Source organism: Dietzia sp. ANT_WB102 (genome assembly GCF_008369165.1).
GTDB lineage: Bacteria > Actinomycetota > Actinomycetes > Mycobacteriales > Mycobacteriaceae > Dietzia.
Window position 1 is genome coordinate 319,199 of sequence record NZ_VOBA01000002.1, and the last position, 16,769, is coordinate 335,967.

The 16,769-nt window shown below is 68.7% G+C and carries 14 protein-coding genes and 1 pseudogene; 13 read left to right on the plus strand and 2 right to left on the minus strand.

Annotation, left to right across the window (positions count from 1 at the left end; translation table 11 throughout):
* Positions 1–4: 4 nt before the first annotated feature.
* The 5 genes from FQ137_RS13185 (at position 5) to holA (ending at position 5,236) form a co-directional block, all read left to right on the plus strand.
* Entirely contained in the window at positions 5–703 is a 699-nt protein-coding gene (locus tag FQ137_RS13185; protein ID WP_149293065.1) for a histidine phosphatase family protein, read from the plus strand.
* Positions 700–1,530 carry a DegV family protein gene (locus FQ137_RS13190; protein ID WP_149293066.1) on the plus strand — a complete coding sequence of 277 codons (831 nt, stop codon included), beginning with the start codon at positions 700–702 and terminating at the stop codon, positions 1,528–1,530. The genes FQ137_RS13185 and FQ137_RS13190 overlap by 4 nt, the downstream gene beginning before the upstream one ends.
* Before the next feature lie 50 nt (positions 1,531–1,580).
* Positions 1,581–2,606, plus strand: a complete 1,026-nt coding sequence (locus FQ137_RS13195; RefSeq protein WP_149293067.1) for a helix-hairpin-helix domain-containing protein — start codon at positions 1,581–1,583, stop codon at positions 2,604–2,606.
* A 59-nt stretch (positions 2,607–2,665) separates the two neighbouring features.
* The gene (locus FQ137_RS13200) at positions 2,666–4,030 is read left to right on the plus strand and encodes a ComEC/Rec2 family competence protein (protein ID WP_255584328.1); all 1,365 of its coding nucleotides are present in this window, start codon (positions 2,666–2,668) and stop codon (positions 4,028–4,030) included.
* 228 nt (positions 4,031–4,258) lie between these two features.
* Positions 4,259–5,236 carry a DNA polymerase III subunit delta gene (gene holA / locus FQ137_RS13205; protein WP_149293068.1) on the plus strand — a complete coding sequence of 326 codons (978 nt, stop codon included), beginning with the start codon at positions 4,259–4,261 and terminating at the stop codon, positions 5,234–5,236.
* Between the two features lie 161 nt (positions 5,237–5,397).
* Here the strand turns inward: holA and rpsT are convergent, their stop codons facing one another.
* Positions 5,398–5,658: a 30S ribosomal protein S20 gene (gene rpsT, locus FQ137_RS13210; RefSeq protein ID WP_096905757.1), complete on the minus strand. Its 261-nt coding sequence runs from the start codon at positions 5,656–5,658 to the stop codon at positions 5,398–5,400.
* Positions 5,659–5,811: 153 nt separating this feature from the next.
* Entirely contained in the window at positions 5,812–6,360 is a 549-nt protein-coding gene (locus FQ137_RS13215; protein ID WP_149293069.1) for a type II toxin-antitoxin system PemK/MazF family toxin, read from the minus strand.
* 33 nt (positions 6,361–6,393) lie between these two features.
* Here FQ137_RS13215 and FQ137_RS13220 point away from each other — a divergent pair, with 33 nt between their 5' ends.
* The 8 genes and pseudogenes from FQ137_RS13220 to hrcA all read left to right on the plus strand — a co-directional run bounded on the left by FQ137_RS13220 (position 6,394) and on the right by hrcA (position 16,741).
* A complete protein-coding gene (locus FQ137_RS13220; protein ID WP_149293070.1) occupies positions 6,394–7,119 on the plus strand; it encodes an EthD domain-containing protein in 726 nt (241 codons plus the stop codon).
* Between the two features lie 59 nt (positions 7,120–7,178).
* Complete coding sequence (lepA, locus tag FQ137_RS13225) at positions 7,179–9,038, plus strand: translation elongation factor 4 (protein WP_149293071.1); 1,860 nt, start codon at positions 7,179–7,181, stop codon at positions 9,036–9,038.
* 50 nt (positions 9,039–9,088) lie between these two features.
* The gene (locus tag FQ137_RS13230; RefSeq protein WP_149293072.1) at positions 9,089–9,910 is read left to right on the plus strand and encodes a TSUP family transporter; all 822 of its coding nucleotides are present in this window, start codon (positions 9,089–9,091) and stop codon (positions 9,908–9,910) included.
* A 79-nt stretch (positions 9,911–9,989) separates the two neighbouring features.
* Entirely contained in the window at positions 9,990–12,098 is a 2,109-nt protein-coding gene (locus FQ137_RS13235; RefSeq protein WP_149293073.1) for a M3 family metallopeptidase, read from the plus strand.
* Between the two features lie 9 nt (positions 12,099–12,107).
* Entirely contained in the window at positions 12,108–12,317 is a 210-nt protein-coding gene (locus FQ137_RS13240; RefSeq protein WP_149293074.1) for a hypothetical protein, read from the plus strand.
* Positions 12,318–12,464: 147 nt separating this feature from the next.
* Positions 12,465–13,853: pseudogene (locus FQ137_RS13245) on the plus strand (wax ester/triacylglycerol synthase family O-acyltransferase); the annotation flags it as partial.
* Positions 13,854–14,419: 566 nt separating this feature from the next.
* A complete protein-coding gene (hemW, locus tag FQ137_RS13250; RefSeq protein ID WP_149293076.1) occupies positions 14,420–15,637 on the plus strand; it encodes a radical SAM family heme chaperone HemW in 1,218 nt (405 codons plus the stop codon).
* A gap of 63 nt (positions 15,638–15,700) precedes the next feature.
* On the plus strand, positions 15,701–16,741 hold the full coding sequence (gene hrcA, locus FQ137_RS13255) for a heat-inducible transcriptional repressor HrcA (protein ID WP_149293077.1): 1,041 nt from the start codon (positions 15,701–15,703) through the stop codon (positions 16,739–16,741).
* Positions 16,742–16,769 lie beyond the last annotated feature (28 nt).

The following is a 16,769-nucleotide window of genomic DNA, read 5'->3' on the forward strand; positions in this document are numbered from 1 at the left end:
CTCGGTGACCCGACGTCTCATTCTCCTGCGTCACGGCCAGACGCATTACAACGCCTCGTTGCGGATGCAGGGACAGTTGGACACCGAGCTCAGTGAGCTGGGGGTCCGCCAGGCGCACGCCGTCGGCCGCGTGCTGGCGCCCCGTCGCCCGTGGACGATCCTGTCCTCGGATCTCCAGCGGGCGCACGAGACGGCGAGGGCGTTGGCCGCCGAGGTGGGATTGGAGGTTCGCTCCGACTCCAGACTGCGTGAGACCCACCTGGGGTCCTGGCAGGGAATGAGCCACTCCGAGGTCGACGAGAAATGGCCCGACGCCCGGGTCCACTGGCGCAGCAGTCCCCGGTGGTCACCGCCGGAGGGGGAGAGCCGCCTGGACGTCGCGCGGCGGACCCGCGAGGTAGTGGACGAACTGGTCGAATCGTCCCCCGACTGGAGCGAGCACCCTGCTGTGATCGTCGCCCACGGCGGTGCGATCGCGGCCCTCACCGCGGCGCTGCTCGAGCTGCCGGTGGAGCAGTACCCGGTCTTTAACGGGCTGGGCAACACCTGCTGGGTGCAACTGTCGGCCCACGTACGTGCGGGTGACCCTCCCGAGCTGGCTCCGGAATCCGGGGTCGGCCCTACCACGGAGGCTGCCCGCGGCGTTCTCTGGCGGCTGGACCAGTGGAACGCCGGTATCACCCCGCCGGTCGACGCGACATGACGATCCGATTGGTCACCGATTCCAGCGCGGATCTGCCCGTCGAGTGGATTCGCGCGTTCGGCATCACTGTGGTGGGTCTGCACGTCATGGAGGAGGACGAGAGGGCGGTGTCCACGGCCGCCGTCACTCCCGACGAGTTGGCGGGTATCTACGACGCGTTGCTCGCGGATCCCGACTGTTCCGGCGTGGTGTCGGTGCACCTCTCCCGCGAGCTCTCGCGCACCTGGCAGTCGGCGGTGGACGCGGCGACCCGGTTCGGGGGACGTGTCCTGGTTTCCGATTCCCGCGGAGCAGGCATGGCCTTCGGGGCCGCTGTGGCGCAGTGCGCGTGGGCGGCTAACAACGGGCTCGGACTGTCTGCGACCTACGAGTTGGCCGAGCGCCTCTGCAGGGGTGCCTCGACGTTTGCCGCTCTGGAATCGCTCGAGAACCTGCGCCGGGGCGGGCGTATCAGCGCGCTCGCGGCGCTCTTCGGCAGCGCGCTGTCCATGCGGCCTGTTATCGTGCTGCGTTCCGGATCGGTCGAACTCGCGGCTAAAGCCCGCACCACCAGCAAGGCACACGCGCGGCTGCGCACCCTTCTGCGTGACGAGGTGGCCCGCGGCGACGTTCTGGTGGTGGTCCACCATCACCAGGCTTGGGAGCGGGCCGAGGAGATGGCCACCGAGATCCGCAAAGAGACCCAGTTCCCGGAGCGCGTCATTATCGTCGACTTTGACGAAGTTCTCGCCTGGCACCTGGGCCCGGGAACGGTGGGTGTCTCGGTGACGGAACTGGTCGACACTGAATTCCCCATCCCTCCTGCGTCTCCACAGGAAGTGGGCTGACACCCGCTCTCCGAGCCGACAGACGATGCATGCCGGGCTAGCTTCGCGCCATGCGAACCCAGACCCGGGACCGATCCGTCGGCCCCGTCGACTCCCACCGGGACCCGGAGCGGGCGGCCGCCTTGCGCCACTTGGCTAGCGCGCTCTCTCCGCCTGTGTCCGATCACGGGCAGGTGGCAGACGTCGGGCCGACCACCGGTGACGGCTCTCCACGAGGCGACCACCCCGGCCGGCCGGAGTCGGCGACGGTGCCGTGGGCTGACCTTGACCCCGACGGCGACCGGCCGGAGCGGATCCCGCCGCAGGACGCGGATGCGTCCGCCTGGGCCGACCCTCCGTGGTGGGGTCGCATCCGGTGGGCGCCCGACCGGCTCGCGGGCATCGCGTTGGTGGTGCTCGTGCTGGGGCTCGGCGCTTTCTCCGTGCACCGGTTGCTCTCGTCAGTTCCTGAAGGCCCGCCAGTCCCTCAACTTCCGTTGGCTACGGCGGGGGAGGCGGTCGGCATTGCCAGTGCCTCGCCTCCACCCCCGGACCCGGGGCCCTCACCGGCAGAAACGGTGGCCGCGGATGAACCGGTAGTCGTCTCCGTCGTCGGGCTGGTCGGCCGTAGCGGACTGGTCACACTCGCGCCCGGCGCTCGTGTCGCCGATGCGCTCGACAGCGCGGGCGGGGTCCTGGAGGGCGGAGATAGGGACGGGTTGAACCTGGCCCGCAAGGTCTCCGACGGCGAACAGATTCTCGTCGGGTCGGCCCCCGGCCCGGAGGGGCCGCGAGGCCCCCGCAGCGACATCATCGGTCCCGCTTCCGGTCCCGTCGCGGGTCCGGAGCCGGGAGCACCACCCCGCGCGCACGCGGGAGGCGCGTCGGATCCGGCGACGGGCACCGGAGTGATCGATCTGAACACCGCCGACGCCGCGGCGCTCGAGTCACTGCCCGGTGTCGGGCCGGTGACCGCGTCGTCGATCCTGGCGTGGCGAGCCGCCAACGGGTCGTTCGTCAGCGTCGACCAGCTCGTCGAGGTCGACGGTATCGGCCCGGCGACTCTGGCTCGGCTCCGGCCGCTGGTCACGGTGTGAGTGGCCCGGGCGAAGTCCCGCACCATCGTGCCCCGGCAGTGCGGGATCTTAGGTTGGTCGTGCCCGCGCTCGCGGTGTTCACGGCGACCGCGGCGACCGGGACGATGCGTCCGACCATCGCCACAGCCGTCGCCATCGTCCTGGCGGCAACTTCAGGGATCGCCGTGCTGTGGTCCACACGAGTAGGTGCGGGCGTCGGGCCCGACCGGGCCGCCCTGGGCGTCCTGGCAGTCGCTTGCGCGATGGGCGCGGTCGCGTCAGGGGTGCAAGCGGCACGGATACATACACTGGCCGCACACCCGCTGACCGAACTGACGGGCGGCCGGACCGGTGTGCAGTTGCTGGTGACCGGTTTTGACCGGCCGATCCGCAGCGGCGGCGTGATGGTGCCGGTCCGGGTCGAGGTCACCGGGTCGGGAACCTCCGCGCGGGCGGCCCAACTCGACGTGGTGTTGCTTGCCCGGGATGGCTGGAGAGGGCTACCACCGGGGACCCGGGTGGAGACATCAGTGGCGGTGTTGGAGCCGCGATCCGCAGGAGACCCGCCCGCCCTCCGCGCGTTGACAGCGCCCCGCGTGACCGGTCTGCCCGGATGGACAGGTCGGGCTCCGGCGGCGGTGCGCGAGCGACTCCGACAGGTATCAGGCCGGGCACTCAAGGGTGAGGCCGTGGGGTTGCTTCCCTCTTTCGTCCTGGGCGACGAGGGTCGCATAGCCAGCGAAACCCGCGAAGAGTTCCGCGCGGCGGGACTGTCGCACCTGGCCGCGGTCTCGGGCGCTAACACCACCTATGTCGTAGGGGCGGTCCTGCTCGCCGCGGCGGCGGTCCGGGTGGGGCGCCGCGGTCGCATAGTGGTCGCGGGACTCGCGCTGGCCGGGTTCGTCGCCGTGGTCGGTCCGGAACCAGCTGTATTGCGGGCCGCCGGAACCGGGGCAATAGGCCTGGCTGCGTTGGGCGCCCACCGCACCGGCCGTCCCCTCGCCGCGCTGGCGGCGGTGGTTCTGCTCATCGCACTCCTGGACCCCACGACGGCCACGGGAGCCGGCTTCGTGCTGTCGGTCTCGGCGACCGCTGCGCTCGTGCTGGTCGCGAGGCCGGTGGCCCAGCGGATCCGACGACCGTGGATGCCCGGCCCGGTCGCCGATGCCCTGGCGGTCTGCATCGTGGCCCACGTGGCGACGCTGCCCGTGCTCGTGGCCTCGGGCCTCGGCTCGGGGCCGTGGGCCCTGCCCGCGAATATCGCGGTGGCGCCGGCGGTGCCGCTGGTCACCGTGCTCGGCACGTCGGCGGCTGCGCTGGGCCCGGTGTGGGAGAGCGGCGCAGTCGTGCTGGCCGCGGCCTGCTCTCCGGCGTTGTGGTGGCTCGACACCGTCGCGGGCGTCGTTGCCGGGCTACCGGGATCGCCGGCCGTCACGCCCGGGTGAGCACACCCTGGCCGCGCACCAGATCGAGCGACACAATCGGGTGCATGCAGTCTCTTGGTGGGATGGACCCGGACCACCGAGAGTAGGCGTCCTCGCCCGAGCAGTCCCACCGCTCGCATCCGACGACCTGTCGGGGCGGCGTGGCACGATGACAGGAGACGATGGCAACCGTCGATCGTGACAACCGTCGACAACGACAACCGTTAACCACAACGACGAGGAGCGCAGATGACATCGGAGTCTGCACCGTCCGTGTTGCACCTGGTGTTGGGTGAGGACGAGTTCCTCACCGAACGCGCTACCGCAGGCGTCGTGTCGACGCTGCGCGCCTCAACTCCGGCCGGCCAGGACCCGCCGGTGGTCTCGCGGCTGGGTGGGCCTGAGGTCACGGCACCGCAGCTGTTCGAACTGCTCTCGCCGTCCCTGTTCGGTGAGGCTCGCATCGTGGTGATCACGGGGGCGGCGGAACTGGGTAAGGACGCCCAGGCCGCGATACTCGACGCTGCCGGCGATCTGCCTCCCGAGACCGTGCTGATCGTCCAGCACACTGGAGGTGGCCGGGCCAAGGCGCTGGTGGCGGACCTGCGAAAGGCGGGGGCCCAGGAACACGCGGCCGGGAAGCTCACCCGGCACATGGACGTGGTCGGCTTCGTCCGGTCGGAGTTTCGGACGCTGAACGTGCGGGTTGCACCCGAGGCCTGCGAGGCCCTGGTGGAAGCGGTGGGAACCGACCTGCGGCAGCTTTCGTCGGCGTGCGGTCAGCTCGTGGCCGACACGGGCGGCAAGGTGGACGTGGAAGCGGTGCGGCGATACCACTCGGGAGTCGTGGGCGTCAGTGGGTTCACCGTCGCGGAACGGGCGGTAGTCGGGGACGTGGCCGGAGCGATCGAGGCGCTCGAGTGGGCCATGCACACCGGGGTCCCGCACGTGGTTCTCGCCGACGCGCTGGCGGACGCGGTGAACTCGGTCGCCCTGGTCGGGACCCAGCGTGGAGTGCCGCCTGCGGATCTGGCCCGTCAGGGACTGCCGCCGTGGAAGGTCAAAAAGGTGACCGCCCAGACCCGGCACTGGTCGATCGAGACCCTGGGTAGCGCGTTGCAAGTGGTCGCCCGGCTTAACGGTGAGGTCAAGGGACAGGCGGAGGACACGTCCTATGCGCTCGAGCGGGCCGTTCGCGCGGTCGGATCGCTGGCGTCGTCCAACTGACCGGACTCGTGGGCGGACGCACCGGGGTGTCGATCCGCACCGCGGATACGACGAGGGCCCACCTCACACACGTGGTGTGAGGTGGGCCCTCGGAGCCTCGTCACGTCAGGTCAGGTAACGCGGGGCTCGCTGCCTCTCCGTGGGGAGGGTCGCCGGTGTGCTCAGAGGCTGTTGACGGCCTTGGTGAGCGCCGACTTCTTGTTGGCGGCCTGGTTCGGGTGGATGACACCCTTGCTGGCGGCCTTGTCGAGCTGACGCGAGGTGGCGACCAGCAGGGCGCCGGCCTTCTCCTTGTCGCCTGCCGCGGTGGCCTCGCGCAGGCTGCGGATGGCGGTGCGCAGACCCGACTTGGTCGACTGGTTGCGGAGGCGGTTGCGCTCGTTGGTGCGGTTCCGCTTGATCTGGGACTTGATGTTGGCCACTCGTCACACCTTTTTGTCGTGTGTCGACGGCTCCACGTGGGGATCCCGCCGATCTGATGTCTTGTCGTCTCGTCCGCGCGGGCACGTGCACAACGTGCTCCGGTGGACACCGACGACCCACTTTACCAGCGGGGGTGTCCACCGGCCAAAACGTCAGCGCCAGCCATAGTCCGAACGGAGTCGACCGGCGACCTGGTCGAACTTCGCTCGCGGGCAGATCGCGCCCTCGCGACGGATGCCCTGCTCGGGGACGTCCAGCACGCGGTCGAGGCGTACCCAGCTCGGTCGGCCCTCCGAGTCCCACGGCCCCGATCCGAGCCCGAGCCACCCCTCGTCGTCGTCCCTCTTGTCCTGCGAAGAGAGCTGGAGGCCGAGTAGGTGGTCCCCGTCCCGACCCACCACCAGGACTGGGCGGTCCTTGCCGCGCCCGTCGTTCTCCTCGAACTCGACCCAGGTCCACACGATCTCGCCGGGGTCGGCCTGACCATCGAGGTCGGGCGCATAGGAGATCCTGCGAGCCCGGCTCGAGGTGGGTGCGGTACCGGTGGTGGCGGGCCGCCCCTCGGGCCCGGCCGGCCGGGACAGCGCGGGGGAGACCACGCGGTCGTCCAGCCGCCGGCGCACCTCGCGCGCCACCGTCGGTCCGTACTTGCGCCCCATCCGGGCAGCCGTGCGACCCACCCGGGCCCAGTCGATAGCCATGCCCATCAGCGTAACCGCCCTAGGATGACGGCCATGGACATGCTGATGGCGGTGGTGTGGGCAGGCGACGAATCCCCAGTGGATCCGGGGGGTGCTCCGAGCCTGCGGGCGCGGATCGCGGACGTCGCGGAGGGGCCACTGGCCGCACTCGGGGTCGACGAGTACCTGCTCAACGTGCGTGACGAGGCGGTGGCCGGCGCCCTGATCGATGTGCGTGTCACACCCAGACCGGTACTCGCAGCCTTGCGCGCCCGCGTTCCGGCCGCCTCGGCGACCGCGTGTGCCGACCTGCTGGATGCGCTGCGTGGCCTGGGGCCCGTGTCGGCGTGGTCGGTCACCGCGTCCGAACTGCTCCCCGTGCCCGGTCCCGGGTCGGACGGCCGCTGCGAGGGGATGGCCAACCTCGCGTTCCTGCGCCGACCGGAACGCATCGGACGCGGGGAATGGCTGCGCATATGGCTCGAGGAGCACACGCAGGTCGCGATCGACACCCAATCCACCACCGGCTACACCCAGCACGTGGTGGTCCGCGCGCTGACCGCGGACGCGCCGACGATCGACGGGATCGTCGAGGAAGTATTCCCCGTCGAGGCCGCACAGGACCTGGGGGTGTTCTTCGACGCTCGCGGCGACGACGAGCGCATGTCCGCCAATATCCGGGCTATGACAGCCTCCACCGCGCGCTTCCTCGACGAGGGCACGGTGGACGCGGTCCCCACGGGCCGGTACGTGATGAGTATTCGCGGCGCAGGCGTGTGACAATGGGGTGATCGCCCGGACGGACCGCAATCCAGCATCACCCGGGCCCGCCTCCAGGAGTGATCGAGATTCCCAACTTCGCAGAGACGACGTTCACCGATCCGGCCAGGATCAGGAACTTCTGCATCATCGCCCATATCGACCACGGCAAGTCGACGCTCGCCGACCGCATGCTGCAGTTGACCGGTGTGGTCGAGGAGCGGCTCATGCGCGCCCAATATCTCGACCGCATGGATATCGAGCGCGAACGCGGCATCACCATCAAGGCCCAGAATGTCCGCCTGCCCTGGGTACCCCGCTCGGGTGCGCACGAGGGCGAGGAGATCGTCCTGCACATGATCGACACCCCGGGCCATGTGGACTTCACCTACGAGGTTTCCCGCGCGCTCGAGGCGTGTGAGGGGGCCATCCTGCTTGTCGACGCTGCGCAGGGCATCGAGGCGCAGACCCTGGCCAACCTCTACCTGGCGATGGAGAACGACCTCGAGATCATCCCGGTGCTCAACAAGATCGACCTGCCCGCGGCGGACCCGGACCGGTTCGCCGAGGAGATCTCCCACATCATCGGCTGCGAGCCCGCCGACGTGCTCCGCGTCTCCGGAAAGACCGGCGTCGGCGTCGAAGAGTTGCTGGACAAGCTGTGCGAGACGATCCCGGCACCTGTGGGTGACCCGGACGCGCCGCCGCGGGCGATGATCTTCGACTCGGTCTACGACACCTACCGCGGTGTCGTCACCTATGTCCGCGTGATGGACGGTTCGCTCAGGCCGCGCGAGAAGGTCAAGATGATGTCCACGGGCAGCACCCATGAGGCGCTCGAGGTCGGGATCATCTCGCCGGAACCCAAATCCACGGCGGGACTCGGCCCGGGCGAGGTCGGATACCTCATCACCGGCGTCAAGGACGTGCGCCAGTCCAAGGTCGGCGACACGGTCACCAGCGCCCGCGGTGGCGCAATGGAGCCGCTGCCGGGTTACAAGGAACCCAACCCGATGGTGTTCTCGGGGCTCTACCCGATCGACGGGTCCGATTACCCGGTCCTGCGCGACGCGCTGGACAAGCTGCAGCTCAACGATGCCTCGCTGGACTACGAGCCTGAGACGTCGGTGGCACTCGGCTTCGGGTTCCGCTGCGGGTTCCTGGGCCTGCTGCACATGGAGATCACCCGGGACCGGCTGGAGCGCGAGTTCAACCTCGACCTCATCTCGACCGCGCCGAACGTCGTCTACCGGGTGATCGCCGAGGACGGCACCGAGCATCAGGTCACCAACCCGTCCTACTGGCCGGAGGGTAAGAACCGCGAGGTCTACGAGCCGATCGTCAAGTGCACGATCATCGTGCCGAGTGAGTTCGTGGGCACCACCATGGAGCTGTGCCAGTCCAAGCGGGGCGAGATGAAGGGCATGGACTACCTCTCCGAGACCCGCGTCGAGCTGCGCTATGTCATACCGATGGGCGAGATCATCTTTGACTTCTTCGACTCGCTCAAATCCCGGACAAAGGGCTATGCCTCGATGGACTACGAGGAAGCCGGTGAGCAGATTGCGGACCTGGTGAAGGTGGACATCCTGCTGCAGGGCGAGGCCGTGGACGCGTTCAGCGCAATCGTTCACCGCGACTACGCGCAAGCCTACGGCAACAAGATGACCGTCAAACTCAAGGAGCTCATCCCGCGCCAGCAGTACGAGGTGCCGATCCAGGCGGCGATCGGTTCCAAGATCATCTCCCGCGAGAACATCCGCGCAATCCGCAAGGACGTTCTCTCCAAGTGTTACGGCGGCGACATCAGCCGTAAGCGCAAGCTGCTCGAGAAGCAGAAGGAGGGCAAGAAGCGCATGAAGTCCATCGGCCGGGTGGACGTGCCCCAAGAGGCCTTCGTAGCGGCGTTGTCGGCAGACTCGAGCGCCGACAAGAAGTAAATCGCGAACGCCGCCAGCGTCGTGTTCACTTTCGCGAGGCAGTGATCGACATGCCTTCGTCTATCGCGGTCGCCGCCGCGTCTCCCGCCCTGGGGGTCTCCGTCTGGGTGCTTGCGGCGCTCATCGTGGCGGCGTTCGTCGCGGGTTGGGTCGACTCCGTGGTCGGGGGAGGCGGGCTGATCCAGCTCCCGGCGCTGGTCATCGCGCTTCCAGCGGACGCCACGACGCCGGAGGTGCTCGGCACCAACAAGCTGTCGTCGGTCGCCGGGACCCTTGTCGCCACCCTGACCTATCTGCGGAAGGTCCGCGTGCCGGTCGCGATGGTATTGCCGCTGGTGGTGGCGGCCTTCGTGGGGTCCGCGGGCGGGTCTTCGGTGGCCCGGTTCATCCCGAAAGAGTTCCTCACGCCGGTCGTCCTGGTGGCCGTGGTCGTGGTCGGCGCCTACACGTATGCCAAACCGACGATGGGGCGGGTTCACGAGGAGCGACACACCGGATGGGCGCGGACGTGGCGGTCAGCACTCATCGGGGTGGTGATCGGGTTCTACGACGGGGTGCTCGGCCCGGGGACGGGGTCGTTCTTCGTCATCGCGATCGTCGCCTTCCTGGGATTCGGGTTCCTGCAGGGCACGGTGGCGGCCAAGCTCGCGAACCTCACCACGAACATTGCCTCGATCCTGGTGTTCGGCGTGCATGGGGAGGTGTTGTGGATCATCGGCGGGTGCATGGCGGTGGCCAACCTGGCCGGGGGGTTCATCGGAGCGCGGATGGCGATGCGGCACGGTAACGAGTTCATCCGCACCGTATTCCTCGTCGTCATCAGCATCCTGGCGGTCCGCTTGGCGTGGGACACCGTGGCACAGTGGCTGTGACACTGGGGCCCGCGGACGTGACACAGGGGCCAGTGGCTGCAGGCGCGAGCGTTCCCGCCTGCGGACGTAGACTCCGGGCATGACTGTTCCGAGCCCCGAGACCCCCCGTCACCCGCTGCTCGACGAGTCTCCGCTGCCATACGGTCTGCCGGACTTCGCGGCGGTCCGGGACGAGGACCTGGAGCCGGCCATCCGGACCGCGATCGACGACCACGCGGCGGAGGTCGCGGCGATCGTCGCCAACCCGGAGCCGCCGACGGTCGACAACACCGTGATCGCCCTCGAGCGCTCGGGTCGGGCCCTGGACCGGGTCCTGTCGGTGTTTTATGGCCTACTCGGCCCGGATGCCACGCCAGCCCGCCTCGACGTAGATCGGGTCGTCTCGCCGCTCTTGGCCGCGCACCGCTCCGCTGTGATGACGGACCCGCGCCTGTTCGGCCGCGTCGACGCTCTCCACTCCGCGCTCGAGGCAGATGAGCTTGATGTCGACGAGGAGACGAACCGGCTCATCCGCCGGCACCACCGCGACCTTCTCCGCTCGGGTGCCTCGCTCGATGACCCCGGCCGGGCCAGGCTCACCGCGATCGACACGCGACTGGCCGAGCTGACCACCGAGTTCGGCGAGAACCTGTTGGCCTCGACCACGGAGCTGGCCGTCCCGGTGACTGACGAGGCCGAACTCGCGGGCCTGCCGGAGTCCATGCGGTCCTCGCTCGCCGCGGCCGCCTCGGAGGCGGGGCGGGACGGCTGGCTGATCTCACTGGGTCTGCCCACCGTCCAGCCGATCAGTGCGTGGCTGGACGATGCCGGTCTGCGCCACCGCGTCATGGAGGCCTCGCTCAGTCGGGGCGCGACGCCGGGTCACGACAACTCGCCGATCGTGTTGGAAATCGTCCGCCTGCGCGCTGAGCGCGCGCAGCTGCTCGGGCTGGGGTGCCATGCCGAGCACGTCCTCGCGGTGGAGACCGCAGGGTCGCCCGAGGCAGCACGCGGACTGCTACTCGACGTGGTGGACGCCGCAGTCACCAACGCCCGCAACGAAGCCAAGGACCTGCTCGGCGGCGACGATCGTCAGCTGCACCCGGCCGACTGGGCGTGGGCGTCCGAGCGGCTCCGGGCCGAGCGGTTCCAGGTAGATGACGCGACCGTCCGGCCCTACTTCGAGCTGGAGCGGGTGCTGCGCGACGGGGTGATGCACGCGGCTTCCGAGCTGTACGGCTTGCGCTTCGAGGAGCGGAGGGACCTTAGCGGGTTCCTGCCCGATGTCCGGGTGATCGAGGTGTTCGACGACGTGCGCAACGACCGCGATGCCGGCGTAGGTCTGCTGCTGCTGGACTACTACGCCCGACCGACCAAACGCGGTGGGGCGTGGATGAGCTCGTTCCGCGATCAGTCCCGGCTCCTGGATTCGCGGCCCGTCGTCGTCAACGTCATGAATCTGGCCCGCCCCGCGGCGGGGCAGGCCACGCTGCTCACGATGGATGAGGCCACCACGATGTTCCACGAGTTCGGGCACGCCCTGCACGGGCTGCTGTCGGACGTGGAGTACCCGGTGTTCTCCGGTACCTCGGTGCCCCGCGACTTCGTGGAGTTCCCTTCCCAGGTCAACGAGATGTGGGCGCGGCGCCCCGAGATGCTCGCGCACTACGCCCGGCACGTGGAGACAGGAGAGCCGATCACCGAGGACCTCGTCGATCGGATGCGGGAGGCCGAGCGGTTCGGTGAGGGGCAGGCCACCGTCGAGTACCTTGCGGCAGCTCTGCTGGACCTGGCCTGGCACTCGCTGTCGCTGTCCGAGGCCGAGGCCGTCACCGACGTCGACGCTTTCGAGGCCCGCGTCCTCGCCGACGCCGGTCTCGATGTGCCCGGCATCGAACCGCGCTACCGGTCCCGCTACTTCCAGCACATCTTCGCCGGCGGGTACTCCGCCGCCTACTACTCCTATTTCTGGGCGGAGGTGCTCGACGCCGACGCCGCCGAGTGGTTCGTCGAGCGCGGGGGACTGAAGCGGTCCTCGGGCGAGAAAATGCGGAGTGAGGTGCTCTCCCGAGGTGGGGCCATCGACTTTCTCGACGCCTACCGCCGTCTGCGGGGGGCCGAGCCGAGTCCCGCCGCACTGCTGCGTCGTCGCGGGCTCGACTCCTCGGTGGTGGGAGGCGACAGAGCCGCTACTGCCGGACGGTCGTAGGATCCCCACGTGCCGGCGTTCTTGCAGTTTTGGGACAAGATCGAGCTCTGGCTCGCGACGCTGCCGTTCCCGTTACAGGTGGCCATCCTGCTCGCGATGGGGATCCCGCTGTTCATCCTCATTGCGGTGGTTGTCGAGAGGGCTGCGGATATTCTCGTCCGCCGGTTCCGAAAGCTCACTACCCCGCGGACCATCGAGACCGGGAAGGAGGTCCGCTGATGCCCCGGTCGCGTGTGACACTCGCCCTGGCCCTTCTGATCGCGCTCGTCGTGGTCGCATGGGTCCTCATAGAGGTTCTCTAATCTTTTTCTGCTGTCGTCTTCCAACGACCACCGTGGAGCGCTGGCCGGACGTACACTCCTCGACATGCAGCGATTGAGTGGGCTCGACGCCAGCTTCCTGTATTTCGAGACCAGGGCTCAACTCCTCCACGTGTGCGGGTTGATCGTCCTTGACGTGTCCGTTATGAAGGACGGCTATTCCTACGATGCTTTGCGGGCCGAGCTCTCGCGCCGGATCAAGGCCATGCCGACGTTCCGTCGTAAGCTGCACGACTCGATGCTCAACGTGGATCACCCCGTCTGGGTCGAGGCAGAGGACTTCGACATCGACCATCATCTGCATCGTGTCGGGATCCCCGCGCCGGGCGGGGACCGCGAGCTCGCCGAGCTGTGTTCGCACCTCGCCAGCCAGCCGATCGACAGGTCGATGCCGTTGTGGCAGATGTATGTCATAGAAGGTTTGCCGGACGATCAGGTCGCGGTCTTCGCCAAGATGCACCATTCGACCGTCGACGGCGTAACAGGGGCAAACATGATGTCCCAGCTGTGCACCCTCACCCCGGACGATCCGGATCTCGATCCCGACCTGCTGGAGGAAACTGCCGGAGGCTCGGGCGCCCTGGAACTGGCGGTCGGCGGTGCGTTATCGAGGCTGGCCACTCCATGGCGGCTCGCCTCACTGCTGCCGGGCACCTTCAAGGTTCTGCCGTCGTGGATCAACAGGGCCCGCAAGGGACTCGCGATGCCCGCGCCGTTCACCGCCCCGCGCACGCCGTTTAATCGCACGATCACCGGGCACCGGTCGATCTCCTTCGCCAGCGTCGACCTGGCGGACATCAAACGCGTCAAGAACGCGTTCGGGACCACGGTCAATGACGTGGTGCTCGCGGTCTGCTCGACCGCGTTGCGTAAGTACCTCGACGACTTGGACGCGCTGCCGCGCAAGCCACTGATCGCCATGGTCCCGATGTCGGTGCACGCTGCAGATTCGCGGCCCGGCACGAACCGGGTGTCCGGCATGTTCATGTCGTTGGCCACCGATATCGACGACCCGGTCGCCCGACTCGAGTCGATCCGTGACGCTAACACCGTCGCAAAGGACCACACCGACGCACTGGACGCCAACCTGCTCACCGACTGGGCGCAGTTCGCGGCGCCGTCGGTGTTCGGTTCCGCGGTGCGCATGTACTCGCGCCTGCGACTGTCCGAGCACCACCCGGTCGTGCACAACCTCGTCATTTCCAACGTGCCCGGCCCCAATTTCCCGCTCTATTTCCTCGGCGCGAAGATCGAGAAGATGCTGCCCCTGGGCCCGGTATTCCACGGCGCCGGCCTCAACTGCACCGTGATGTCGCTGGACGGCAAGCTGCACATCGGGTTCATCGGCTGCAAGGACCTCGTGCCGGACCCGTGGCCGCTGGCGCATGCGGTCGAGGACGCCCTCGCGGAGTACGTGGTCGCGGCGGAAGAGCGGGAGAAGAGCGGGGCGCCCACCGCCGTACGCAAATCCGCCGCCGAACTGGCGGAGCAGCGTAAGGAGCAGCGCGCGTCGACGCGTCAGGCCGCGAGGGAACTCGCCAGGTCGGGGGCGACGGTGGGTTCGACGGGAGGGTCGGTCGCCGAGAAGGAACGCGACACACTGGAACCGGCCGCGGAGAAAGCTCCCGCGAAAAGGGCTCAAGCCAAGAAGGCTCCAGCGAAGAAGCCCGCGGCGAGGAAGACACCCGCCGAGAAGCACCCCGCCACAAAAGAACCGGCCCAGAAGCCGGCGGCTGAAAAGGCCCCGGCGCAGAATCGACCCACCAAGCCCACGGGGTCCAAACCGGCCGGCCCTGCCGCCCGGTCGGCGGCGCGACCGCTCGGGTCCGCGGACCCGGGTACCCCCGACGACGCCGCCCAGACGCCGACGTAGAGCGCGACGACGGCTACAGTTCGTGGCGATGACGAGATCGCGGCGACGCCGCCTCCGTCGATCGACAGGCTTCCCACTCCGAACCAGACTGGAGATGAGACCGCATCGGACACCGAGACCGGTCAGGTATGACCACCCTGCCCGACGATCCCGCCACTGTGGCGAGTGCGCCCCCGGTCCGCGACCCGAAGGCACCCTTCGGCGTCTACCTCCACGTACCGTTCTGCTCAACGCGGTGCGGTTACTGCGATTTCAACACCTACACCGCCGGGGAACTCGGCTCGGCGACCTCCCCGGTCGACTGGGAGCGGGCTGCAGCGATCGAGATCGACCGGGCCGCACAGGCACTCGCTGCGTCGGGCTCACCACCTGAAGTCGACACGGTGTTCATCGGCGGAGGCACCCCGTCGCTGGTCGGAGCGGACGTCCTGGTGGGACTTCTTGACCGCATCAACGCCGCGTTCGGGCTTACGCCCGGCGCGGAGGTCACCACGGAGAGCAACCCAGAATCCACCTCGCCAGAGTTCTTCGCCCGGCTGCGCGAGGGCGGGTTCACTCGTATCTCCCTGGGGATGCAGTCGACCGCAGCGCACGTCCTGCGCATTCTCGACCGGACACACACCCCCGGTCGCCCGCAGGAGGCGGTCGCCGAGGCCCTGCAGGCCGGGTTCGAACACGTGAACCTCGACGTCATCTACGGCACGCCCGGCGAGACCGACGACGATCTGGCGCGGACGCTTGATGCGGTCGTCGCTGCCGGGGTCGACCACGTATCCGCGTACTCGCTGATCGTGGAGGACGGCACAGCGTTGGCGCGCCGGATCCGCCGCGGCGAGATGCCGGGGACAGTCGACGACGTGCTGGCCGACCGCTACGAGCAGGTGGCCGAGCGCCTCGCCCGGGCCGGGTTCCACTGGTACGAGGTGTCCAACTTCGCCACCGACGAGTCCGCCTATTGCCGCCACAACATGGGTTACTGGCGCGGCGGGGACTGGTGGGGCATAGGACCGGGAGCCCACTCGCACGTGGCCGGGGCCCGTTGGTGGAACATCCGTCATCCGGCCCGATACGCCTCCGCGTGCGACTCGGGCCAGCTTCCCGTCGACGGCGGTGAAATCCTCACAGACGACGATCGCCACACCGAGCGCATCATGACCGGACTTCGCCTGGCGGAGGGGCTCGGCGACGATGCGTTCACCGCGGAGGAGCGAACCCGCGCCGACACCCAGGTATCGGCCGGGCTCCTGCGACGCCGGGCGGCGGGCGACCACCGGGGCCCGGGGTACGCGCTCACGGACGCCGGCCGGCTGTTGGCGGATGGCGTCGTCCGCGACGTCCTCGTCTGAGCCGCCGGCCCGGGAACTCGCATAGAATCGAATATCTGATGACGTGAACGGGAGGAGCACGATATGTCGAGTACGACCGATCGTAGGACCGAGGTCCTGCGCGCGATCGTCTCCGACTACATCGCCTCCCACGAGCCGGTGGGCTCGAAGGCCCTGGTGGACCGCTACTCGCTGGGAGTGTCCAGCGCGACGATCCGCAACGACATGGCCGTGCTCGAGGCCGAGGGATTCATCGTGCAACCCCACACGAGCTCCGGTCGCGTCCCCACGGAAAAGGGGTACCGGCATTTCGTCGATTCGATCGAGGAGATCACCCCGCTGACCCGCGCGCAGCGTAGGGCGATCCAAGCCTTCCTCGAGGGTGCCGTTGACCTGGACGACGTCCTCCGGCGGGCTGCTCGACTGCTGTCCCAGCTCACCCGTCAGGTCGCCGTCGTCCAGTACCCGGTCCTGGGTCGCTCCACGGTGCGCCACCTGGAGGTGGTGAGTCTGAGCCCCACCCGACTGCTCCTGGTCGTCATCACCGATACCGGCCGCGTAGACCAGCGGACGGTTGAGTTGGCTGCGGCGCTGCCCGACGACCACCTCGGGGAGCTGCGCCTCCTGCTGTCCGAGGCCGTCGCGGACAAGCGACTCCCCGACGCCTCCGATGCCCTTGCTGCTACGGGGGAGCGAGCCCGACCCGAGTATCGCGACGCGGTCGAACGCTGCGTCACCGTCCTCGTCGACACGCTTGTCGAACACCCCGACGACCGGATCGTTCTGGGCGGAACCGCCAACCTCACCCGCAGCGCCGCCGACTTCGACGGCTCACTGCGGTCTGTGCTCGAGGCGCTCGAGGAGCAGGTCGTCATCCTGCGCCTGCTCACCGCGGCACAGTCCATGGGTAGGGGAGGGCCGGGGGGCGTCACCGTCCAGATCGGGGAAGAGACCCAGGCTGCGGAGATCCGCGGCGCCTCCGTGGTGTCCTCCCAATACGGTGCGGAGGGCCAGGCATTCGGCGGGATGGGGGTGCTCGGGCCCACAAGGATGGACTATCCGGGAACAATCGCCTCGGTTGCCGCTGTTGCCCACTACGTGGGCGAGCTGCTCACCGGGCGCTGACGTCCGTACGCTCCTTCCAGGAGCCAGA